Consider the following 22,728-nt stretch of genomic DNA (forward strand, 5'->3'; position numbering starts at 1 on the left):
TGGAAATCAAAAACCTAGTGCCGTTAAATCAGCCTGACGATAATGAAGCATCCGTTTAAAGAAATCACGAGGATCTTTCGGTACGACTAAAGCCTCTTTTGGGGTATTGAGCCAATCCCACGCGCGCGTCAGCAAAAACCGTAAAGCAGCCCCACGTAACAAGACTGGAAAAGCAGCCCGTTCTTCTTCTGAAAGGGTGAAAGTCTGATGATAGCCTTTTATCAAAGCATGAGCATGCTCTGGTAAAAAGCGATTATCGCTATCAAAACACCAAGCGCTATAGGTGATGGCTAAATCCCACGCCCGAATTTCGGTGCAGGCAAAATAGAAATCAATAACGCCCTTTAGTCTTTCACCTTCAAATAAAACATTATCTGGAAATAAATCAGCATGGATAACGGAATGAGGCAGATCTTTCGGCCAGAATTGATCGAGATAGGCCAATTCTTGCTTAACCTCGTCACCCATTCCCGCCTCAATGCTATTAAGCGCTTCAATACCACAGCGGTGAAACAATTCGTGCCAGCTCGGTAAATCAAGGCTGTTTTTACGATTGAGATTAAAATGCGCCAAACTGTTATGCATTTTGCCCAGCATTTCGCCGGTAGCCTGAGTCTGGGCAGGCGAAGGCGAAGGCGTCCAGCGGCCTTGTAAAAATTCGATTAAACAAGCAGGGCGACCCGCTAAAGTCTGAATCTGTTTACCGTCTCGACTGCGCCATGCTTTGGGTACAGGCAAATTTTCAGCCGCTAAATGATCTGTTAGCGCCATGAAAAAAGGTAACTCTTCTGGATTAACCCGTTTTTCATATAGCGTCAGAATATAAGCGCGACGATCTGTCGTAATCAGATAATTGCTGTTTTCTACACCCTCCGTAATGCCTTTTACGGAAAGTAACCGGCCAGATTCCGGATAGAGCGCCAAAAATGAAGAGACTTCATCATTACTGACCGAAGTATACACAGCCATGCAATCTTTATTCCTGCTTTGTCGGCGGGATAAAATACCGAAAACCTTGATTTTGGTTTTTTCCCGCTAAAATCAGATTGGGTATTTTTAGATACCCGCCTTTATCCGACCCTTGTTACGCCTAGCCTGTTTTTTATCAAGACAGGCGATGACGCTATTTGCCGATAAGCAAGGCTATAATTGGGCAAATCAGATAAAAATTATATTTTTTTAAGCCTTATCAGTAGGTTTCGACGCTTCCTTTGCTTTGTTTTCTTTGCTGCCTAATAAGGCAGGTTCAAAAATCAGTGCACAAATCAAGGTCCAGACTAAAGACAGCATAAGGATTTTTCCCATACTGGCTGTCCCTGGATGGGAGGATAACCACAGACTACCAAAAGCCGTTCCGGTTGCCATGGCAGAGAAGAAAACGGCATGGGCCAAGCTGGATTGTAAAAGGTTTCTTTCTCCATGACGCCAAGCCATCACGAAATAGATATGAAAAGCGACGCCTACCCCGAATAATAAAGGAAACGCGATAATATTGGCAAAGTTGATTGGCTGCCTAATCAAAACACAGCTGGCAAGCGTAAGGAAAATAGAAAGAATAATCGGCGCTAAGGTAAAGGCCACTTCACGAATGTTGCGGAGCACCAGAAAGAGCAGCAAACAGACCGTGATGAAGGCTAAAATACCAGCCTGAATAAAGGCTTTTGCGATAGTATAGGCAGCGGCTTGGGTAGAAATGGGCATACCCGAGGCGCTGGGAACAATCTGTTGGACGGCCTTTGCAAAGCGGATTAAATTTTTGTTATCGTTGCTATCACCTGATGGAAATACTTCGATGCGGATGCGACCATCTTTTGCAATCCAGTCATTCTTTAAATTTTGTGGCAGGCCCTCTCTATCTACGGCTTCAGCCTGTAACATCGCCCGCATTTGGTTAAGCATGACCTCCAAAGGCATGCTAAAAAGCTGATTAGCCGCTTGGCGCATATCGGGTGAACTGGCTGCTAATCTATCCAGGGAATCAGCTAAATGGCGCGCATCCGTGGCGGCCTCAGCCGTACCCGTTCCTGCGGCTTCCCGTAAAGAAGTTGCTGTCTGACGTAAAGATAATGTGACTTCGGCATCGCTAGGTGCTGGCAGTGTTTCAATCGGATTAATAGTCGAATCCAAAATTATACTGGCATCAGAAATAACCGCTAATTTAGGGGCCTGATCTTGAGGAACAAAGCTATCAATTGTAACCGCTTGCGCCACTTCCGGTAATTTCGACAGGCGACTGACCCAATCCGCCGCCGTTTTGGTATCCGGGGCGACAATATCAATAGTATTCGGGGTTTGATTGGGGTCTTTCATCAAAGAAAGTAAGGTTGCCATCGCTTCTCCCTTGGGATTTCTGAGATGAAGCGGATTAAAGTCAAACTGAACCCAGGGCAGGGATATAATACTAATCAGGGTTAATCCCAGAAAACTACCAATAACCCAGCGCCGTTCTCTGACCAAAAAGCGATCGACGGGGGCCAGATTGCGCCAGCCGACATGATGTCGCGGGGGTTTCGGGCGAAACAACATTAAAAGAGCGGGCATCATAGTGATCGAGAACAATAATGCGATCAAGATGCCAACACCGGCAATTAAACCTAATTCCGAAATACCGATATAAGCCGTCGGTAAAAAAGATAAGAAACCAAGGCATACCGCGCCAGCGGCTAACAAAAGGGAATGACCTAACGCATTAGCTGCATTGATTAAGGCTTTCTGGGGATTGGGTTCGGTTTCCAATTCCGCAAGAAAGCGAACAGAAAGCTGAATCCCAAAATCGACCCCTAATCCGACAAACAACGGAATAAAGGCAACTGATATAAGGTTAAAGCGCCCGACGGTTATTAACCCTACCGCTGCGGTAACAATTAATCCGGCAATCGTCGTCATCATAATAGCCGCAACAATCGCCGGTGATCGTACAGCTAACCAAAGGGTAATCAGCATAGCGCCAATCATGGCACCCGCTACTAACCATATTTTATCAGCCAGCGAGGCAAATTCTTCGTCGGATAGTGGGACTGCGCCGGTTAAACGGATATTAACACCATGGGCGGCATCTAATTGTAAATCAGCCGCAGCTTTATGGATGGCTTCACTCGCCTCAAGGCCGGGCATAAGCGCGCTTAGATTCAAAATGGGACGTGCCAAAATTAAGCGTTTTAAGGGCGGCTGCATGCTCGGATTATGGGCAGAAAACAGGCGTTGCCATGAAAACCATGTTGGTTTCCCATTCATCTGATCGGTAAGGGCCGCATTTATCGAACGGATGGGAGTTTGGAGTTGATCAAGCGATGCCATATTGCGCGTAATACCCATCAGCATTGTATTCAGCGCATTATCAATACCCCGTAAAGATGGATCGGATGCCAACGGCCCAAGAAAGGGCTGAGCAGAAATCATCTGCTTAGTGGTATCTTGCACATCCTCTAATTTACCAAAAAGAATCCCTTCACGGGCAAAAAAATCACCTCCATCGGGGCGGGAAACGTCCACAAAATGTTTTTTATCCTGTGCCAATCGTTCGGCTAATTTGGCAGCCCCCGCTTCTGCTAATTCTGGCGTCTGACCTTCTACAACGACTAAGGTCGCGTCTCCAGCCGAAGGAAACGCCTCTGCAAATTTGTCTTCATTAACACGATACGTCACTTTTGGTGAAATCAGCGTCGCTGTATCCGTCGTAATTTGAAAATGGGTCGCAGCAAAACCCGTCGCCATTACCGTGACAAGAAGGGTAAGCGCTAAAACAGTACGGGGAAAGCGGCAGCTTATGTCCGCCAGACGCGTTACGAAAAAGCGATGCATGATGTATCCGATGTCATGATATCAGTCCGCATAATGAACTACTGTTTAAATTCAGTAGTTATAGCGGGATAATCCAGGAAAAAAGTAACCTTTTTCATAAGGTCATATCTTCTGCTACTTTTGCTGTAATCTCAACGAGTTCGACAGGTTTAGCATTGCGATGTAATGCAGAGATAACGGCGGCGACAATACCATCGGCATCAAGACCGGCTTCGGCATATTGGATTTCGGGTTTATCCTGAGGTTGGAAGCGATCAGGTAACCGCAGGGTTCTGATTTTAAGGCCTTCATCCATCAAACCTTCATCGGAAGCCATAGTGAGGACTTGGGTAGCGAAGCCGCCAAGAGCGCCCTCTTCAACTGTAACGATGACCTTATGGGTTTTCAGGAGATGACGGGTAAGGGTTTCATCCAAGGGTTTGGCAAAGCGCATATCTGCAACAGAGGTAGAAAGGCCTTGTGCATCAAGGCGATCAGCCGCTTTCAAAGATTCTTCAAGACGGGTGCCCAAGGATAAGATGGCGACCGTTTTACCGCGACGGAGCAGACGTCCCTTACCAATGGTAAGCGTTTCTGGATTTTCCGGTAAGGTCACCCCGATACCGTTTCCGCGCGGGTAACGAACAGAGATGGGGCCTTTGTCATATTGTGCCATGGTATGAACCATACTGGAAAGTTCGGCTTCATCGGAAGGGGCCATTACCACCATATTGGGAAGATTGACCATAAAGGCGAGATCAAAACTTCCGGCATGGGTCGCGCCATCAGCCCCAACCAAGCCCGCCCGATCCACCGCAAAGCGCACTGGGAGGTTCTGGATCGCTACGTCATGCACCAGCTGATCATAACCCCGTTGCAGGAAGGTCGAATACAAACAACAAAAAGGCTTATAATGGGCAGCCGCCAGACCGGCCGCAAAGGTGACGGCATGTTGTTCGGCAATACCGACATCAAACATCCGTTCGGGGAAATATTGTTGGAAGCGATCGAGACCCGTGCCGGTTGGCATCGCAGCCGTGATAGCTACAATCTTATCATCTGCTTGGGCTTCTTTGATAAGGCGTTCTGCAAACACTGAAGTATAGCTGGGAGGCCCCGGAGGCGCCTTGGCCTGCTTACCGGAAACGACATCCAACCGTTGCACCGCATGATATTTATCTTCGGCGGCTTCCGCTGGCGCATAACCTTGCCCTTTTCTTGTCACGACATGGACTAAAATAGGGCCATCCTTGGCATCGCGCACATTTTCAAGAACCGGAATAAGCTGATCCAGATTATGACCATCTACCGGCCCAACATAATAAAAACCTAGCTCTTCAAACAGGGTGCCGCCGGTTGCCATACCCCGCGCGTATTCATCCGCTTTACGGGCGGCTATCGCCAGCCCTTTCGGCATCCGGTTCACCACCCCTCGCATAATATCCCGCAGGTTCATAAAGGGACGAGAGGAAATCAAACGGCTTAAATAAGAAGAAAGCGCACCAACGGGCGGGGAAATCGACATCTCATTGTCGTTCAAAATGACAATCAGACGCTCTCCGGCTGCCTTGGCGTTATTCATCGCCTCATACGCCATGCCCGCTGTCATCGAACCATCACCGATGATCGCAACCGCTTTATCCTTTTTATGGGATAACTTGCTGGCCATCGCAAAACCTAACGCCGCAGAAATAGAGGTCGAACTATGCGCGGCCCCAAACGCATCATATTCGCTTTCTGCCCGCTGCGTGAAACCCGATAACCCGTCCCGTTGCCTCAGCGTGCGTATGCGATCCCGACGCCCTGTCAGTATCTTATGCGGATATGTCTGATGACCCACATCCCATACTAAAGCATCTTTGGGCGTATCAAAAACATAATGCAGCGCTATCGTCAGTTCGATAACACCCAAGCCTGAACCCAAATGTCCACCCGTTACACCGACAGCGGATATTGTTTCTTTCCTTAACTCATCCGCCAATTGCCTCAGCTCCATGCGCTCTAAATGACGCAAGTCTGAAGGCGTCTTTATGGTATCAAGCAATGGCGTTTTTTTGTTTGGAAACATAGGCCTGAAACAAACTCTACATTACGCGCTCACCACTTTTTTAAACATGGAATGTTTTAGGGTGGTAGGGCTCATCTGAAAATCTTTTTGTTGCCGGATAGGCAAACGCGGCTTTGCTGTACACTTCCGAGGCTTGATTGTAAAAATAATAAAGCAACCCAGAAATCATTCATTTTTGATTTAGGCAGTCGAAAGCCCTTGCGTATTAGCGCATTTTTTCTAGCTTATTCTATATAAAGCTTATGTTTACAGGTTATTTATGACGGTAAGCTTAATAACATTTAAAAACATATGAATAAAAATAGCCGTTTGTAACAAAATTTTTTACAAAAAAATCAGCTTAAAAAACAAAAGTCCCCCGTTTTAAAACGGGAGACCTCTGTTTAAAGCTTGCAATCAGATAAAGATTTATCTGTTTTGCAAAAAGAATTAGAAAGCGCTCAAGAAGAGTTCTTCAACTTCTTTCTGACTACCCTGACGTGGGTTGGTCAGAGCACAAGCGTCTTTCAGGGCGTGATCGGCGAGAATCGGAACATCTTCCTTCTTCGCACCCAGTTCGGTCAGATTGGCAGGAATACCAATAGAAGCGGCCAGATCACGAACAGCCTGAATGGTCACTTTTGCGCCTTCATCATCGCTTAATTTAGCGACATCAAGACCCATAGCCGCACCAACGTCTTTCAGACGACCTGCAACGACCTTGGCGTTATAAGCCAGAACATGCGGCAACAGAACAGCGTTACAGACACCATGCGGCAGATTGTAATAACCGCCCAACTGATGGGCCATAGCATGCACATAACCAAGGGAGGCGTTATTGAATGCCATACCAGCCAAGAATTCAGCATAGGCCATTCCCTCACGGGCAGCCATGTCTTTGCCGTTTGCACAAGCTGCAGGCAGGCTCTTGGAGATCAATTCAGCTGCTTTTAAAGCACAAGCATCGGTGATCGGAGTAGCCGCCGTTGAAGAATAAGCTTCAAAAGCATGCGTCAGAGCATCCATACCGGTTGCAGCGGTCAGGCCTTTTGGCATACCAACCATCAATAACGGATCATTGACGGAAACCATCGGGGTGACGTGGCGATCAACAATAGCCATTTTGACGTGACGGACTTCATCGGTAATGATGCAGAAACGCGTCATTTCAGAAGCCGTACCAGCCGTGGTATTGATAGAAATCAAAGGCAGCGCAGGTTTTTTCGACTTATCGATACCTTCGTAATCTTTGATTTCGCCGCCATTGGAAGCGACCAGAGCAATAGCCTTCGCACAGTCATGGGGTGAACCACCACCAAGCGATACGACGAGGTCGGATTTGTGCTGTTTCAGGATGTCGAGACCGGCCAGAACTGCGCTAACAGTCGGGTTCGGCATAACGCCATCATAAACCGAAGAAGCAATACCCTGTGCTGACAACAGGTCAGCAACCTGCTTTACAACACCGGACTTGTTCATGAAAGCATCAGAAACGATAAGAGCGTGTTTGAAACCGCTACCGTTAAGATCTTTGATTGCTTTTTCAAGCGAACCTTCGCCCATTTCGTTGACGAAAGGAATGTAAAAAGTCGAAGAAGCCATAGCTACACTTAACCCTGCATATTAGTTAAAGTAGTTCGCGAAAATATTATTTTTACGACTACTTTCTATTACTTTTGCGTTCTTTTGGCTCTATTCTTAAGGTCCTTAAAAAGGATCTTTGATGTTGAGGAATATAAGATATTAATCTTATATTCCTTCAATAACCGGAAGCCGCAATAGCAATATGTCTATCAGTTTTATCAGATCAAGAGGGCTCACTTTAAATTTTCAGCATAAAGCTATTCTAGTGAAGCTTACTCTGTCTCTGAACAAGCCAACATTTCCCTACTCGTCCTAATGGCTGTCGGCAAGGCGGTTAGCTATTTATAAATATGCATTTTTTATATCAATACTTATGCAAATTATGAAAAAGTTTGTTTTCTTTTATTAAGATTATTTAAACAATAGGAAGGGAATTCTTTTCTATTGATAAAGTTACAAATCGCTCTCTTTGTAATAATATTTTAATTTTTATAATAATTTAAAGTTTTTAATTATAATTAAATTTTTCAAAAAGATTGTTTTAAAACAGAAAGGTTTTCTACCTTTCTCACCAAGGCGAAATTACAGAAAATTTTTTCTCCATAACGGTTCTAAGTCAACAAGACTTTTTTAGGATATTGCCCTTAAGATTAATCCCATAAGATTTTGGTTTTATACCGGTTCCGTTTTTCTAATGAAGGGCACAATTATCCCTTAATCCTTAATTTTAGGGCAGATTGAAGGCTATAGAATTGGGTAAGATAATGAACTGACATTACGGTTATTAAATTTTGATACCGTTTAACGGTCAGTTTGAAACATTACTTTTATATTAAAGGGAAGATGCGGGGTAGCGGTAGCTTGAGGAGGAGGGGGGGAAGTGCTACCGCCACCCGCTCTGTCGAAATAGGCATATTCCGCTCTAATAAAAATAGAAAAATAAGAAAATTATCGTTTCCATTTTTGATATGATAATTTTTTATGGTCTCGAAAAAATAATTTTATATTTTTTGTTTTTTGCATGATAGTAAAAAAAAATTTGTAAAAATTTTTCTTTATTTTTTCATATGCTGAAAAATAAATCGCTACATTCAGATAAAAACAAATAATTAATCAAATATCGCGCTTTTATCATAGATTTATATCTAATCCCCCATTACGATTTTTGAGGAAGGCTATTTTTTGACAACACAAAAACGCTCAAAAAATAGTATTGTTTTGGAAACAATGATCCAACAGGGGGGATCCGTTTTTATGAAATATCATCTGTCACTTTTAGCAATAGCAACGGTACTTGCGGGGCACGTTCAAGCCGCCCCGGCAACTAATAGTGCGCCGCAACCTACCGCGATTGTAGACACTATCCCATCCCCGATTGATAAGCCCTATCTCGGCGTCATTAATCTTAATGTCGATGCAATAGATACGCATCGGGGTATTTTTCGAGTGACGGAAACTTTGCCAGTCCAGACGGGTCCCTTGACTTTACTTTATCCAGAATGGCTGCCGGGGCATCATAGCCCATCAGGCCCGATTGAAATGTTAGCGGGTTTAGTCGTTATCGCTCATAATCAGGTCATTCCATGGCAGCGTGATCCAGTGGATGTCTATGCTTTCCATTTGAATATTCCTGAAGGCGTTACCCAGATTACGGCAGAGTATCAATATCTTTCCCCGACGGCTCAAAATCAAGGTCGGATTCAGTCCACGCCAGAAATGGCTAACCTCCAATGGAATACGCTTGCGCTTTATCCTGCGGGTTATTTTACGCGTCAGATACAGTTTCAGGCTACCGTTACTTATCCGACGGGCTGGAAGACCGCGAGCGCTTTGGAAATCAAAGGCCTTACGCCTGATGGGCAGTCGCCTAATATTATCCAATATCAGCCCACGGATCTGGATACCTTGATTGATTCCCCTGTTATGGCAGGGCGTTACACCCATACTGAAACCCTTGCGCCCGGTGTGCGTCTCAATCTTATTGCGGATAAGCCTGAAGATATGGCGATAACCGATAAGCAATTAGCGGCTCATCGCAATTTGATAACCCAAGCGGTCAAACTTTACGGGGCGCAACATTATAGCCATTATGATTTTTTACTGGCTTTGTCTGACAAGCTTGGGGGCATCGGCCTTGAACATCATCAGTCTTCAGAAGATGGGGAAGGACCGGATTATTTCACTAAATGGGATAAATCGGCGGTTGGTCGGGATTTACTTGCGCATGAATATAATCACAGTTGGAATGGTAAATTCCGGCGTCCGGCTGATCTTTGGACACCAGATTATAGAACCCCCATGCGTGATAGTCTGCTTTGGGTCTATGAAGGACAGACTCAATTCTGGGGTTATGTTCTTGCCGCGCGCTCTGGCTTATGGCAGCAAAAAGATGCCTTGGAAGCGTTGGCGTTAGTCGCTGCGACCTATGATAATCGCGCTGGTCGACGTTGGCGTCCTGTAGAAGATACAACCAATGATCCGATCATCTCGCAACGCCGCCCTAAAGCGTGGTTAAGCTGGCAACGTTCAGAGGATTACTATAGCGAAGGCCAGTTAATTTGGTTGGATGTTGATAGCCTGCTTCGCCAGCAAACGCATGGCAAACATTCTCTTGATGATTTCGCCAAAGCTTTTTTCGGTATGCGTGATCGTGACTGGGGCCAATTAACCTATAATTTTGATGATGTCGTCAAGACCCTGAATGATATTATGCCCTATGATTGGGCTTCCTTCTTTAATCATCGTTTAAACGAGCGTTCTACTCATGCACCCTTAGATTGGATCGCACGGGGTGGGTATCAATTAGTCTATAAGGATGAAGCGACAGATTGGATAAAGGGGGTCGAAAGTGCTCGTCATGCCACCGACTTATCTTTTTCGTTGGGTCTGACCGCTTCGGATAAAGGTAAAATATCGGGCGTGATGTGGGATAGTCCAGCCTTTAACGCAGGCCTTACTGTCGGCAGTGAATTAGTAGCGGTAGATGAACACGCTTTTTCAGCGGATCTTTTAAAAACCGCGATTAAAAATGCTAAGTCAACAAAAACCCCTATCAAATTGCTGGTTAAACAGGATGACAATTATCGGGAGGTTTCTATCCCTTATTATGAAGGTTTACGTTATCCTCATCTTGAGAAAATCGGTAAAGGCGATAGCAGTCTAGAGGCTCTGTTAGCGCCTAAAGCCTGATCGCGGCATAAATATCGGTATTTTAAAATAAAAGGCAGTTAGGCAAAACAGCGTTATTCCGATGCTTGCCTGACTGCTTTTTCAGTCTTATTAAAATGATGTGAATGGCTCTTCTTCTCTTCGTCTGTATTTAGACATTTCCGCATTAGTCGGTAACTGGAATGTCCTTAACCGGATAACAGCTGGTGCTTGTGGTGCCGCTATTAAGGCCAACGGATATGGTCTGGGTGCCCAATCTGTTAAAACATATTTAGCGCAAGCCGGTTGTCGTGATTTTTTCGTTTCTAGTTGGGATGAAGTCCGCAGACTGGGGTCATTGGACTCTGGACTTTCTCTATCCGTTCTTCATGGTCTGCGGGAAGAAGATTTAAGCTACGCTTTATCTGTCAATGCACGTCCTGTTTTATGTAGCCCTTCTATGATTCAGCGTTGGAAAAACTATGCCGCAGATCGTCCCTGCGATGTCATGGTTGATACGGGCATGAATCGGTTGGGTTTGACCATGGAACAAGCCGCTTCAGGCCTATTGGAAGGTTTGAAAATTGAAAATATGCTTAGCCATCTGGCCTGTGCTGACGAACCCGATCACCCGCTTAATCAGAAGCAATTAATCCAGTTTCAGATTCTTTTCACCAAAAAGCAGGCTAAGCGCTATAGTCTGGCTAATTCAGCCGGTCTTTTTTTAGATTCAGCTTATCATTTTGATTTAGCCCGTCCGGGTCTTGCGCTTTATGGTGGTATCCCGTCTCCCAAAGCCGAGGGCGTCATAAAGCCGGTCGTCAGTTTGTCAGCGCAAGTTATTCAGGTTAAAGACGTAACAAAAGGCGACAGTATCGGATATGGGGCTTGTTTCACCGCTTCTGAAAAGATGCGCGTTGCGATTTTACATATTGGCTATGCTGATGGTTATTGGCGGGCTTTTTTTCAAAAAGGACAAGCTGTAAAAGAGGGGGTTCCTTGTCCAGTTGTAGGGCGGATTTCAATGGATATGATTACTGTAGCGCTCCCCGAAGGTCTGGCTGTACAAGAAGGGGACTGGTTCTCAGTCGATTTTGCCCTACAAAAGGCCGCTGAACAAACTGGTCTATCGCAATATGAATTGCTGACTAGCCTCGGTGATCGTTATCAATCTATTTGGCACCACCCATGACGCTGGAAACAGAAAATATACCCGTCCCTTCAAGGAGAAGAACAGCGTTGCTTTTTCCCATTCAAAGCCTTGCCGCCATTGGACGATTTTTTATCGGTCTTTTAGCAACTGTTGGGCGGGTAACCTACTTTGCTATCACCATCATTTTACGGGGATTATTGCCGCCCTATTATCCGGGCCGTTTTTTAAGCGAATTTTTTGAGATCGGTTGGAATTCTTTACCTGTTGTCGCTCTAACCGCTGTTTTTACCGGATCAGCCTTGGCACAACAGGTTTATTCTGCCGCTAGCCGTTTTTCTGCCCAATCCACCGTTCCGGCGGCAGTCGTCATTGGTATGGTTCGGGAATTAGGCCCTGTATTGGTAGGTTTAATGGTAGTAGGTCGGGTGACCTCTGCCATAGCCGCAGAAATAGGGGCCATGCGTGTTACTGAACAGATTGACGCGATGGAAACGCTTCACACCGATCCTTATCGTTATCTGTTAGCCCCTCGCTTATATGCTGCTGTTATTGCGCTTCCTTTTTTAGTGATGTTGGCGAATATCATTGGTATTTTTGGCGGCTATTTGTTGTCTATCGGCAAATTGGGATTCAATCCTGAAAATTATCTGAAGGTAACCCGTAATTTTCTAAAAGCCGAAGATATTCATATGGCGTTGGTCAAAGCCGCCGTATTCGGTTTTTTAATGGCCTTACTGGGATGCTATAACGGCTTTTTTGCGCGTGGTGGTGCTGTCGGGGTTGGACGGGCGACGACAAGAGCTGTGGTCAGTGCCTTTATTATGATCCTGTTTTCTAACCTTATGATTACCCTGTTCTTTTTCGGATAATAATTTTTATGGATAACGCACATCCCCTGATCCGAATTCGTGGACTGAAGAAAGCTTTTGGTGATCATGCAGTGTTGCGAGGGATAGATCTTGACGTAGAAGCTCGTCAGTCCGTTGCCATTATCGGCCAGTCAGGCAGCGGAAAATCCGTAATGCTCAAAAATATATTGGGCTTGCTTACCCCTGACAGTGGTTCGATCGAGATTGCTGGGCAAGAAATTCAAAATATGTCCCCGCGTCAGCTTTCCGAAATGCGGTCGCGGATTGGGATGCTCTTTCAAGGGGGTGCATTATTTGATTCCTTACCTGTCTGGCGCAATATTACTTTTGCTATTACACGCGGGCATTGGCGAGAAACGGCCAAAATGCAAAAATTGGCCGCCAGCTATCTAGAACGCGTGGGGCTGGATGATCGAATTTTGAACTTGCGTTCTGGTGAATTATCGGGGGGAATGCAAAAACGGGTTGCTATTGCGCGGGCTATAGCTTCCAAGCCAGAAATTTTGCTTTTTGATGAGCCGACTTCAGGCCTTGATCCGATCCGATCTGATGTGATTGATGATCTTACCCTCAGCCTGGTAAAAGAAAATGGTATGACTGCCGTTACGATTACCCATGATATGGCATCAGTTTGTAAAATTGCTGATAAAGTGGCGTTCTTACATGAAGGGCGTATAATCTGGATGGGGACAACACAAGATTTACGGACAACGAGTAATCCCTATGTCCGTCAGTTTTTTGATCGTAAAGCCGAAGGGCCTTTACACTAAACCCCTTAAAAACGTCATAGGCTTGCCCTTAAAGCTATTTTGAAAATACCTTACATTAAGGACAAGCCTTTTGCGGTTAGGCTTTTACTAGCATGCGTTTTAAATATCGTCCGGTATAGCTTCGGGATTCTTGGGCTACTTTTTCAGGTGTGCCCACCGCTACAATTTCACCCCCGCCGGTGCCGCCTTCCGGCCCAAGGTCGATCAACCAATCGGCGGTCTTGATGACATCTAAATTATGCTCAATTACGACAACACTATTGCCTTGGTCGACCAAGGCATTCAGCACTTCCAGTAATTTTCGGACATCTTCAAAATGAAGACCTGTGGTCGGTTCATCTAGAATATAAAGCGTGCGTCCGGTCGCGCGTTTCGATAATTCTTTGGCTAGTTTTACGCGCTGGGCTTCCCCCCCTGAAAGGGTTGTCGCTTGCTGCCCTACTTTAATATAACCAAGTCCCACCCGTGCTAACATCGCCATTTTGTCACGGATAGCAGGCACTGCATCAAAGAATTCGACCGCCTGATCTACTGTCATGTCAAGCACATCCGCAATAGATTTGCCTTTAAATTTAATCTCTTGGGTTTCGCGGTTATAGCGCGCGCCATGGCACACATCACAAGTAACATAGACATCTGGCAGAAAATGCATTTCGATTTTCTTGACACCATCCCCTTGGCAGGCCTCGCACCGCCCGCCTTTAACATTAAAGCTAAAGCGACCCGGCTTATAACCGCGTGCCTGCGCTTCGGGCAGATGGGCAAACCATTCCCGAATAGATGTAAACGCACCCGTATAGGTCGCCGGATTAGAGCGGGGCGTGCGCCCGATTGGGGATTGATCAATATCAATAACCTTATCGAGCTGATCTAACCCTGTGATTCCTTTGTAAGGGCCGCTAACTAACCGGGCGCCGTTCAATTCACGCGCCGCCGCGGTATAGAGTGTATCCAACGTCAGACTGGATTTTCCTGATCCAGAAACCCCTGTAATGCAGGTAAAGGTTCCCAGAGGAATAGCGGCAGTCACATTCTGAAGGTTATTGGCAGTTGCACCCTTAATGGTCAATTTATGCCCATTACCCTTACGCCGTTTTTCCGGTACGGCGATTTCGCGCCGACCTGATAAATAAGCCCCTGTTAGACTGCGTTTACACTCGATAATATCTTGTGGCGTTCCGGCGGCAATAATATCCCCACCATGTTCACCGGCACCCGGCCCCATATCAACCACATAGTCCGCCAGACGGATCGCATCTTCGTCATGTTCGACCACTACAACCGAGTTTCCGAGATCGCGTAGTCTTTTTAAGGTTTCCAGCAAGCGGTCATTATCGCGTTGATGTAACCCGATTGAAGGTTCATCTAAGACATACAGCACACCCGAAAGGCCGGAACCGATCTGGCTCGCCAGACGAATACGCTGGCTTTCTCCGCCAGATAAAGTGCCAGAAGCACGATCAAGACTTAGATAATCGAGCCCGACGTTATCTAAAAATCCTAACCGCTCAATAATTTCTTTTAAAATGCGTTCTGCAATTTGGTTTTGGGAAGCGGTTAACTTTTCGGGTAATTGCCGGAAAAAATCTAACGCCGGTTTGACCGTCAATCGAGTGACGTCATAAATATTATGCCGATCAATCAGCACCGCGAGGGCTTCGGGACGCAACCTTGCCCCATGACAGACTTCACAAGGGGCCGCTGATTGATAACGGCTGATATCCTCGCGCACGCTTTCACTGTCGGTTGAGGCAATCCGTTTTTCTAAATGACGAATAACCCCATCAAACGGCTTATTAATTTCATAAAGCTGTGTGCCTTCCATAAAACGCAATTTAACAGCTTCACCTTCACTGCCGTAAAGGATGATATTTTGCACTTTCTCGGGCAGATTTTTCCAAGGTGTATCCAGCGAGAAATTATAATGCCGAGCTAAGCTGGCTAAGATTTCCATGTAATAAGGGCTGGGCGGTGTGCTTCTTGCCCAAGGCATAATTGCGCCTTTTTTGAGAGACAAGGATTCATTTGGAACGATCAACCGCACATCAAAATAAGGTTTTTCACCTAAACCGTCACAAGCCGGACAAGCGCCTTGCGGGGAATTAAAAGAAAAGAGGCGTGGTTCTATCTCGGGGATTGTAAAGCCGGAAACGGGGCAAGAAAAATGCTCTGAAAATAACAAAGCTTCAAAACCACCCCCGTCCGCCGGTTCAATAACAGCAATACCGTCTGCTAGTTTTAAAGCCGTTTCTAAAGATTGAGCCAAGCGCGTTTCAAGGCCTTCCCGTATAACTAAACGATCAACAACGACGTCTAGGCTGTGCTTGCGCTTCTTATCAAGTTTTGGAGTCTCTTCGATCAGATAATATTCACCATCAATGCGAAGCCGCGTAAAACCGGATTTTTGCCATTCGGCAATTTCTTTACGGTATTCTCCTTTCCGTCCTCGAATAACGGGGGCCAGCAAATGCAACCGGCTTCCTTCGGGTAAAGCCATTACACGATCAACCATCTGACTGACGGTTTGGGCGGTGATCGGTAATCCTGTGGTGGGGGAATGGGGAATCCCAACTCGCGCCCATAACAAGCGCATATAATCATAAATTTCAGTGACGGTTGCGACTGTAGAACGCGGATTTTTGCTGGTCGTTTTTTGTTCAATAGAAATGGCAGGGGATAAGCCTTCGATGTGATCGACATCAGGCTTTTGCATCATTTCCAGAAACTGGCGAGCATAAGCGGACAGCGATTCTACATAACGCCGCTGCCCTTCAGCATAAATCGTATCAAAGGCTAAACTAGATTTCCCAGATCCTGAAAGACCTGTCATGACTACTAGTTTATTCCGTGGAATATCAATCGAGATATTTTTGAGGTTATGTTCGCGGGCGCCACGAATAGAAATAGTAGAGAGCATGACGGGCAATGATCCTATGGTTTAAGGAATCCTGTCCGGTAATACCGGTATAAATCAGGCATGGGAAAAGAAGAAATGGATATTCACCCTTTGTTCTACAAGAGGCATTCTTTATTCAACAGAAGCTATAGAGAAGAGATAAATCCAGAGTGAAATTTTATTCCAAATATTAAAAAGGAAAGACTTTATCTGGGGGTATATTGGTTTCTATTGGCAGAATAAGAATGCCAAGGATAAGACGGATAGAAAAACTGTTTATCTAAATGATTGTAATCATGATTATATCGGAAGGGGTTATGATTATACGGATTATAGCCATGGTTATAGCCGGTATAACTATAATGCGGTGTATAGCCTGATCGGTTATAATGAGAACTATATCCAGAACGGCTATAACCGCGTACATAGCCGGAAGAGGCATAGTTACGCATGATACCCGATCTTCTATAGCGGTAAGAAGAATGGGCAGACGCCTCAATCTGAAAAGAAGTGATCATAGCGGCAATCAGTGAAATGCCGGACACCCATATTTTAAGCATTTCATCTTCTTATTTTTGATTCTTTTTTTTGATAAAAACAGGGATTAAGCGGCACTTAAATACTTGTTTAAAAGCTTTTAATAGAGCCGTTTAATCCCTATATTTATAATTAAGCCGGATCGGAATTAAGCTGAATATAGCGATCAAGCCCCATAAGTTTAATCAAATTCAGTTGTGTTTTGAGGAAATCGATATGATTTTCTTCGGAAACCAGAATTTTTAGGAATAAGTCACGTGAGACAAAATCCTGAATGGTTTCAGCATAAGAAATAGCTTCCCGTAGATCGCTGACAGCTTTTTCTTCCATTTTTAGGTCATTTTGTAAAACAGCTTCGACCGTATCGCTGACAAAAATGGTGTCATAACGCTGTAAATTAGGTATGCCTTCCAGATAAAAGATACGCTCGATTAACCAGTCTGCGTGGGTTCTTTCTTCGACTGATTCTTCAGCTTCTTTTCTGGCTAATACCGAAACGCCCCAATGCTCTAAGGTGCGTGCATGCAGAAAATACTGATTGATGACCGTTAATTCATTCGTCAGCTGGCGATTAAGATAATCGATAATTTTAGGATCTGTAGCCATAGACTTTGCCTTCCTTAAACTTATTTATTAAACAATAGAGTTTGGTTAGCTTATTATATTAATATTTTTTTGGAAATATTATTATTTTATACTTTTAGTGATCTCTGTAACGGTCAGGATTTCTGAAACTTTTTAGGATTTTAGGTGATTATATCCCGTCTTTCTCTTACTAATTTCCGATCTCACGCGCATACAACGGTCGAAATGGGTGCCGGATTAGTCATTCTGACAGGCGAAAACGGGGCTGGAAAAACCAATATTCTGGAGGCTATTTCTTTGCTGTCACCGGGACGAGGTTTGCGGGGAAGTGCCCTTTCTGATCTTATCCGTCGGGAAGGGGATGGCGGATTTGCTATATCGGCCCACATCCAAAGCGAAACGTCTGCCTTGACCACAGAACCTATTACTATAGGGGTTGGATTACCCACAGAATTACCTCAAAACCGCCGTATCAGAATCAATGGTGTGCCGACTTCGGCTAATCGTTTATCGGAATGGCTGGGGATATTATGGCTTACTCCTGCTATGGATAGGCTTTTGGTCGAGGGCGCTTCAGGACGTCGTCGTTTTCTGGATCGATTAACCCTTACCCTTTTTCCGGCTCATGCGCGTTCCTATACACGGTATGAAGCGGCCATGCGTCAACGTAATCGTCTGTTAGCGGATGAAAAAGGCTATGACCCGTTATGGCTTGACGGATTAGAGCTGGCCATGGCCGAGCCGGCTGCCGCTATTATAGAAGCCCGTCACCGATGGATGACGGAGTTGACAGAAAAAATAGCCACACAACAAAGCGGGCCCTTTGCACGCGCCTTATTAACGCTACAGCATGGATTACCAGAGGAAGCTGGGCTTGAAAATGAAGGTTTTTTTGAAAATAAGGCTGACTTAACGGCTTACTTACAAAAGATATGGCAACAAAGTCGGGCCCGTGATGCCACTATAGGACGCAGCTTCTATGGCCCCCATCGGGCAGAAATGATCGTTACACATCATGCCAAAAATATGCCCGCTTCTCAAACATCAACTGGGGAACAAAAGGCATTATTAATTGGGCTTATTTTGGCACAAACCGCGCTGGTAACTGAAAAAAACGGTCAGCCGCCGATATTGCTGTTAGATGAGGTCGCTGCTCATCTTGATCCTTCACGCCGAGAAATCTTATTTGATCGTCTAAGGGATATTGGCGGCCAAGTATGGATGAGCGGAACCGAATCATCTCTTTTTGAAAAGGCAGGTAACACAGCTCATTATTTTCATCTGACAGGACAGAATATTATCACACGGTAAAGTCGGATAAACACGGCGACCTTCCCGAAAGTATAGCTGTTTTTGTTTAGGCTTTTATAAAACAGCCTTTTCCCTTTAAAAACAGCTGGCTTTTGCTTGGGTTATTAACAACGGACAGCTATAAGAAGATATGGCAACATCAACACAGAATAACGATTATGATGCAGGCTCTATCAAGATTCTGCGTGGGCTCGATGCCGTCCGCAAACGGCCCGGTATGTATATTGGCGATACTGACGACGGATCAGGCTTGCACCACATGGTGTTTGAAGTATCCGATAATGCTATAGATGAGGCATTAGCCGATTATTGTGATTTGATAAAAATCACTATTTATAATGACGGTTCCGTATCGGTTGAAGATAATGGACGGGGCATTCCAACAGGTATTCATCCAGAAGAGGGCGTTTCGGCGGCGGAAGTCATTATGACCCAACTTCATGCCGGTGGTAAATTCGATAACAATACCAATAGTAATGCCTATAAAGTGTCGGGCGGTCTCCATGGGGTCGGGGTTTCCGTTGTTAATGCGCTTAGTGAATATCTTGAATTAACGGTTTGGCGGGATGGTTTTGAGCATAGTATGCGTTTTGAGCATGGTGTGGCTGTCAAACCCTTGGAAATTGTTGGCGAAGCAGCCGGTAAACGGGGCACTAAGGTGCGTTTTTTACCTTCACCTGCGACCTTTAAAATTACCGAATTTGATTTCAGTAAATTAGAGCATCGTTATCGGGAACTTGCCTTTTTGAACTCGGGTGTTCGGTTACAACTGACCGATACGAGACCAGAAGAGCCTAAGACAGTCGAGCTTTTCTATGAAGGCGGTATCGCCGCTTTTGTGAAATGGTTGGATCGGGCAAAAACAGCTTTAATTCCTGAACCTGTCGCTATTCAAGGTGACCGTGACGATGTCGGTATCGAAGTTGCCCTTGAATGGAACGACAGTTATTACGAACAAGTGCTGTGCTTCACTAATAACATCCCCCAGCGGGACGGCGGTACGCATCTTGCCGCTTTCCGTGCAGCGTTAACCCGCACTTTGAATAACTATGCTGAAAAATCGGGCTTTTTGAAAAAAGAGAAGGTTCAGCTGACCGGCGACGACATGCGGGAAGGGCTGACGGCTATTATTTCGGTCAAGTTACCCGATCCGAAATTTTCTAGCCAAACGAAGGATAAGTTGGTTTCTTCCGAAGTCCGTCAACCGCTTGAAAGTTTGATGGCGGATAAGCTGGCCGAATGGTTGGAAGAAAATCCGGCCCATGCCAAAACGATCGTGCAAAAGATCATTGATGCCGCGGCGGCGCGTGAGGCGGCCAAGCGTGCCCGTGAATTAACGCGTCGTAAAGGGGTTATGGATATTGCATCCTTACCCGGAAAATTGGCAGATTGTCAGGAACGCGATCCGACAAAATCAGAATTATTTATTGTGGAAGGGGATTCGGCAGGCGGTTCCGCTAAACAAGGCCGTAACCGTCACAATCAGGCGATTTTACCATTAAAAGGTAAAATTCTGAATACGGAACGCTCCCGTCTCGATCGTATGTTGTCTTCTAAAGAAGTCGGCACGCTTATTCAGGCGCTTGGAACGGGTATTCGAGATGAATTTAATCTTGAAAAGCTCCGCTATCATAAAATCGTCATTATGACGGATGCCGATGTTGATGGGGCGCATATCCGAACCTTGTTGTTGACCTTTTTCTATCGTCACATGGCACCCATTATTGAAAATGGTCATCTTTATATCGCGCAACCTCCACTCTTTAAGGTAGCCCGTGGTCGTTCTGAAGTTTATCTGAAGGATGAGGCTGCGCTTGATAGCTATCTGATGGAAGGTGGCATCAGCAGTATGATGCTTCACACTGGTGAAGGTGACCGTTCTGGAAATGATCTTCAAAAGCTGGTCGAACATGCGCGCCGGATGCGATTATTAATGGGATACGTCTCCAATCGCTATGATACGACGGTTGTCGAAATGGCCGCTTTATCGGATGCGCTCAATCCGGCTCTTTCTGAAGATGCTCGCACCGAAGCGATGCAGAAAACAGCAACCCTGCTTGAACGAAGCGATGCTGAAGGTCGGGAATCTCGCTGGTCAGTAGAGGCTATTCCAGAAGGTTACTTGTTCCGGCGTTTATGGCGTGGTGTTACCGATGCGCATCTTTTGGATTGGAATTTCATTCATTCCTCCGAAGCCATAAAAATGCATGGTCTAGCTTTGGAACAAGCCGAAACCTATGCAAAGCCAGCCCGCTTGGTCGCGTTAACAGCGCAAACTGATCCATTGGCTGGACGGGACATCTTCCGCCCTTCTCAACTTTTTGATGCTATCTTGGCGATTGGCCGTAAAGGTCTGACGATTTCCCGTTATAAAGGGCTGGGCGAAATGAATGCCGAGCAATTATGGGAAACCACGTTAGATCCTGCCAACCGTTCGATGTTAAAGGTTGAGGTCGCACAGGCCGATGTCGCGGATGAAATTTTCTCGCGGTTGATGGGGGATGTTGTCGAACCTCGCCGAGATTTTATTCAGCAAAATGCGCTCTCAGTGGCTAACCTCGACGTTTAAAATCAGATAATTTTTCAAATGTGAAAAGCCGATCTCACACCAGATCGGCTTTTTTTATTATTTCGCTTTTATGGCAATGAGATGAAACATGAATTTATCCTCTGATCCATTATTAAGCTGTTTTGTGCCCGTTATTGATGCCGAAACCGAATTGTTGATTTTGGGTAGTTTACCGGGAGAAGCCTCCCTAAAACGGGGGCAATATTATGGTCATCCTCGCAATCAATTCTGGCGCTTAACAGGCGACATCCTCGGTTGTAACTTGGTTGATCTTCCTTATGAGGCGCGCTTAATGACGCTTCTTAAACATCATATCGGTCTTTGGGACGTTATTGCGACGGCTAAAAGACAGGGTAGTCTTGATGGTGCCATTCGGGAAGCTACCCCCAATCCTTTGGTCTCGCTTATAGAACGCTTACCACAGCTTAAACTTATTGCGTTTAATGGTCAGAAAGCCGCTTCTCTGGGACAAAAGACATTGCAAAAAGCCAATATGGCAGCGCTGCCTTGCAGTGTTCTTCCCTCTAGCAGTCCTGCCCATGCCATCGCCTATGAACGTAAAAAAGAAGTATGGCTAAGGGCCGGTGCTTTCGTTTTTGATCGGGGAAAACAAAAAGGCAGCATCTGAATGAAAATGCTGCCTTTTTTATAGAGATTTTCGAGAGTGCGCTTTAAGCTAAACTTTTTTCTGTAAGACATTCTAAGAAGACAACGTCCAGACCATCGCTGATCGGCTCAAGATCATGAACCAGCTTTTGGAAATGGGGAGTCGCACCATGTTCACCAATCGCAGCGTTGTTAGCCCAACGTTCGATAAAGACGAAATGACCTTTATGTTGAAGGTCTTTGTGAACGTCATATTTCACATTACCCGCCTCAGCACGAGAAGGGGGTACCGCCGCCTTCATGATTTTTTCGACCTCGGCCTCATGGCCTTCTTTCGCCTGCACGGAAGCAACAATATCTATTGCATTTGTCATCGTATTTTCCTTCAATAACAAGGACGCTTTACCATAAAAGCTGTCCTAAACTCTAAACTTTATTGTAAATAAGGCGCTAATAAAGACAAATCAGCAGGCGACAAACGGTCTTTAGCGGTTTTTGCCTGATGCCAGAAAGGATAGGGCAATGGCTGTTGACTGACCTTATCCAAGCAAGCCTTTTCGTCATTAGAAAGCTTTACCTCAGCCGCTTTTAAATTAGAGTTTAACTGCTCATCCGTTCTTGCGCCAATAATGACAGAAGTCACCGCAGGATTAGATAACAACCATGCCAAGGAAATTTCAGCGGGTGAAAGCTTCCGTTCTTCTGCAATTTTTACCAATACTTCGACGATGTCGTACAATTTTTCCTGATCATATACCGGCGGCTCACCCCATTTGGTCAGTTGGCGGCTACCTTCAGGCGGCTTTTGGTCTCGACGGTATTTTCCGCTTAAAAGCCCTCCAGCTAGTGGGCTCCAGATCAATAAGCCTAAACC

General features: G+C 45.5%; 16 protein-coding genes (1 of these 16 cut by a window edge). 7 read left to right on the forward strand and 9 right to left on the reverse strand.

Going from position 1 to position 22,728, the window contains the following annotated elements; all coding sequences use genetic code 11:
- Positions 1-6: 6 nt before the first annotated feature.
- The 4 genes from thrB to yiaY form a co-directional block, all read right to left on the reverse strand.
- Positions 7-969 (reverse strand): homoserine kinase, encoded by a 963-nt coding sequence (gene thrB, locus ZYMOP_RS07830; protein WP_013934789.1) that lies wholly within the window; start codon positions 967-969, stop codon positions 7-9.
- A 210-nt stretch (positions 970-1,179) separates the two neighbouring features.
- On the reverse strand, positions 1,180-3,801 hold the full coding sequence (locus tag ZYMOP_RS07835) for an MMPL family transporter (RefSeq protein WP_013934790.1): 2,622 nt from the start codon (positions 3,799-3,801) through the stop codon (positions 1,180-1,182).
- Positions 3,802-3,895: 94 nt separating this feature from the next.
- Entirely contained in the window at positions 3,896-5,848 is a 1,953-nt protein-coding gene (dxs, locus tag ZYMOP_RS07840) for a 1-deoxy-D-xylulose-5-phosphate synthase (protein ID WP_013934791.1), read from the reverse strand.
- Between the two features lie 429 nt (positions 5,849-6,277).
- Positions 6,278-7,429, reverse strand: a complete 1,152-nt coding sequence (gene yiaY / locus ZYMOP_RS07845; protein WP_013934792.1) for an L-threonine dehydrogenase — start codon at positions 7,427-7,429, stop codon at positions 6,278-6,280.
- A 1,236-nt stretch (positions 7,430-8,665) separates the two neighbouring features.
- On the opposite strand from yiaY, the gene ZYMOP_RS07850 reads away from it, so the two are divergent.
- The 4 genes from ZYMOP_RS07850 (at position 8,666) to ZYMOP_RS07865 (ending at position 13,350) form a co-directional block, all read left to right on the forward strand.
- Positions 8,666-10,600 (forward strand): M61 family metallopeptidase, encoded by a 1,935-nt coding sequence (locus tag ZYMOP_RS07850; RefSeq protein WP_041582181.1) that lies wholly within the window; start codon positions 8,666-8,668, stop codon positions 10,598-10,600.
- A 100-nt stretch (positions 10,601-10,700) separates the two neighbouring features.
- On the forward strand, positions 10,701-11,750 hold the full coding sequence (gene alr, locus ZYMOP_RS07855; protein WP_013934794.1) for an alanine racemase: 1,050 nt from the start codon (positions 10,701-10,703) through the stop codon (positions 11,748-11,750).
- Positions 11,747-12,580, forward strand: coding sequence for an MlaE family ABC transporter permease (locus ZYMOP_RS07860; RefSeq protein ID WP_013934795.1), 834 nt, complete (start codon positions 11,747-11,749; stop codon positions 12,578-12,580). The genes alr and ZYMOP_RS07860 overlap by 4 nt, the downstream gene beginning before the upstream one ends.
- A gap of 8 nt (positions 12,581-12,588) precedes the next feature.
- Complete coding sequence (locus tag ZYMOP_RS07865) at positions 12,589-13,350, forward strand: ABC transporter ATP-binding protein (RefSeq protein ID WP_013934796.1); 762 nt, start codon at positions 12,589-12,591, stop codon at positions 13,348-13,350.
- 76 nt (positions 13,351-13,426) lie between these two features.
- On the opposite strand, the gene uvrA is transcribed toward ZYMOP_RS07865, so the two are convergent.
- The 3 genes from uvrA to bfr all read right to left on the reverse strand — a co-directional run bounded on the left by uvrA (position 13,427) and on the right by bfr (position 17,389).
- On the reverse strand, positions 13,427-16,267 hold the full coding sequence (uvrA, locus tag ZYMOP_RS07870; protein WP_013934797.1) for an excinuclease ABC subunit UvrA: 2,841 nt from the start codon (positions 16,265-16,267) through the stop codon (positions 13,427-13,429).
- 185 nt (positions 16,268-16,452) lie between these two features.
- On the reverse strand, positions 16,453-16,806 hold the full coding sequence (locus ZYMOP_RS07875; RefSeq protein ID WP_013934798.1) for a hypothetical protein: 354 nt from the start codon (positions 16,804-16,806) through the stop codon (positions 16,453-16,455).
- Between the two features lie 109 nt (positions 16,807-16,915).
- Positions 16,916-17,389: a bacterioferritin gene (gene bfr, locus ZYMOP_RS07880; protein ID WP_013934799.1), complete on the reverse strand. Its 474-nt coding sequence runs from the start codon at positions 17,387-17,389 to the stop codon at positions 16,916-16,918.
- 144 nt (positions 17,390-17,533) lie between these two features.
- On the opposite strand from bfr, the gene recF reads away from it, so the two are divergent.
- The 3 genes from recF to ZYMOP_RS07895 all read left to right on the forward strand — a co-directional run bounded on the left by recF (position 17,534) and on the right by ZYMOP_RS07895 (position 21,876).
- On the forward strand, positions 17,534-18,679 hold the full coding sequence (recF, locus tag ZYMOP_RS07885; protein ID WP_013934800.1) for a DNA replication/repair protein RecF: 1,146 nt from the start codon (positions 17,534-17,536) through the stop codon (positions 18,677-18,679).
- A 130-nt stretch (positions 18,680-18,809) separates the two neighbouring features.
- Entirely contained in the window at positions 18,810-21,248 is a 2,439-nt protein-coding gene (gene gyrB / locus ZYMOP_RS07890; RefSeq protein ID WP_013934801.1) for a DNA topoisomerase (ATP-hydrolyzing) subunit B, read from the forward strand.
- Between the two features lie 88 nt (positions 21,249-21,336).
- A complete protein-coding gene (locus ZYMOP_RS07895; RefSeq protein WP_013934802.1) occupies positions 21,337-21,876 on the forward strand; it encodes a DNA-deoxyinosine glycosylase in 540 nt (179 codons plus the stop codon).
- A gap of 43 nt (positions 21,877-21,919) precedes the next feature.
- Here the strand turns inward: ZYMOP_RS07895 and ZYMOP_RS07900 are convergent, their stop codons facing one another.
- Together ZYMOP_RS07900 and ZYMOP_RS07905 are read right to left on the reverse strand one after the other, a co-directional pair.
- Positions 21,920-22,228 carry a putative quinol monooxygenase gene (locus ZYMOP_RS07900; RefSeq protein ID WP_013934803.1) on the reverse strand — a complete coding sequence of 103 codons (309 nt, stop codon included), beginning with the start codon at positions 22,226-22,228 and terminating at the stop codon, positions 21,920-21,922.
- 59 nt (positions 22,229-22,287) lie between these two features.
- A protein-coding gene (locus tag ZYMOP_RS07905; protein WP_013934804.1) for an aldo/keto reductase crosses the window boundary here: on the reverse strand, positions 22,288-22,728 show its 3' portion. 612 nt of this gene lie beyond the right edge of the window; only the last 441 of its 1,053 coding nucleotides appear in the window; the start codon falls outside the window, past its right edge — the gene reads right to left on this strand; it ends in the stop codon at positions 22,288-22,290.

This window comes from Zymomonas mobilis subsp. pomaceae ATCC 29192 (assembly GCF_000218875.1).
GTDB classification, from domain to species: domain Bacteria; phylum Pseudomonadota; class Alphaproteobacteria; order Sphingomonadales; family Sphingomonadaceae; genus Zymomonas; species Zymomonas pomaceae.

Bases quoted from the DNA above. Each gene is read 5' to 3' on its own strand.
- thrB (WP_013934789.1), bottom strand. From the start codon at position 969: ATGGCTGTGTATACTTCGGTCAGTAATGATGAAGTCTCTTCATTTTTG.
- ZYMOP_RS07835 (WP_013934790.1), bottom strand. From the start codon at position 3,801: ATGCATCGCTTTTTCGTAACGCGTCTGGCGGACATAAGCTGCCGCTTT.
- dxs (WP_013934791.1), bottom strand. From the start codon at position 5,848: ATGTTTCCAAACAAAAAAACGCCATTGCTTGATACCATAAAGACGCCT.
- yiaY (WP_013934792.1), bottom strand. From the start codon at position 7,429: ATGGCTTCTTCGACTTTTTACATTCCTTTCGTCAACGAAATGGGCGAA.
- ZYMOP_RS07850 (WP_041582181.1), top strand. From the start codon at position 8,666: ATGAAATATCATCTGTCACTTTTAGCAATAGCAACGGTACTTGCGGGG.
- ZYMOP_RS07860 (WP_013934795.1), top strand. From the start codon at position 11,747: ATGACGCTGGAAACAGAAAATATACCCGTCCCTTCAAGGAGAAGAACA.
- ZYMOP_RS07865 (WP_013934796.1), top strand. From the start codon at position 12,589: ATGGATAACGCACATCCCCTGATCCGAATTCGTGGACTGAAGAAAGCT.
- uvrA (WP_013934797.1), bottom strand. From the start codon at position 16,267: ATGCTCTCTACTATTTCTATTCGTGGCGCCCGCGAACATAACCTCAAA.
- ZYMOP_RS07875 (WP_013934798.1), bottom strand. From the start codon at position 16,806: ATGCTTAAAATATGGGTGTCCGGCATTTCACTGATTGCCGCTATGATC.
- bfr (WP_013934799.1), bottom strand. From the start codon at position 17,389: ATGGCTACAGATCCTAAAATTATCGATTATCTTAATCGCCAGCTGACG.
- gyrB (WP_013934801.1), top strand. From the start codon at position 18,810: ATGGCAACATCAACACAGAATAACGATTATGATGCAGGCTCTATCAAG.
- ZYMOP_RS07895 (WP_013934802.1), top strand. From the start codon at position 21,337: ATGAATTTATCCTCTGATCCATTATTAAGCTGTTTTGTGCCCGTTATT.
- ZYMOP_RS07900 (WP_013934803.1), bottom strand. From the start codon at position 22,228: ATGACAAATGCAATAGATATTGTTGCTTCCGTGCAGGCGAAAGAAGGC.